This window comes from Neisseria sp. P0009.S008, assembly GCF_051958615.1.
Taxonomy (GTDB): domain Bacteria; phylum Pseudomonadota; class Gammaproteobacteria; order Burkholderiales; family Neisseriaceae; genus Neisseria; species Neisseria subflava.
The window spans coordinates 1-261 of sequence record NZ_JBQCVG010000073.1 but is presented as its reverse complement, the minus strand read 5'-3'; the positions used below and the strand labels follow the sequence as shown (position 1 = coordinate 261).

The 261-nt window shown below is 51.7% G+C and carries 1 protein-coding gene; it reads left to right on the top strand.

Annotated elements, in window-relative coordinates; all coding sequences use genetic code 11:
* Positions 1 to 261 (top strand): transposase (locus ACTHSQ_RS11315; protein ID WP_440375963.1); only part of this gene is annotated, 261 nt, incomplete at both ends.

The following is a 261-nucleotide window of genomic DNA, read 5'->3' as shown; positions in this document are numbered from 1 at the left end:
AAACAACATACCCGTACCGATGAGGAAGGCTATATCGGGAAACTGCACATTACTCCCGCCAATACCCATGAGTGCAAACACCTGTCGCCTTTGTTGGAAGGACTATCCAAAGGCACGACCGTCTATGCCGACAAAGGCTACGACAGCGCGGAAAACCGGCAACATCTGAAAGAACATCAGTTGTTGGACGGCATTATGCGCAAAGCCCACCGCAACCGTCCGCTGACGGAAGCGCAAACCAAACGTAACCGATATTTGTCG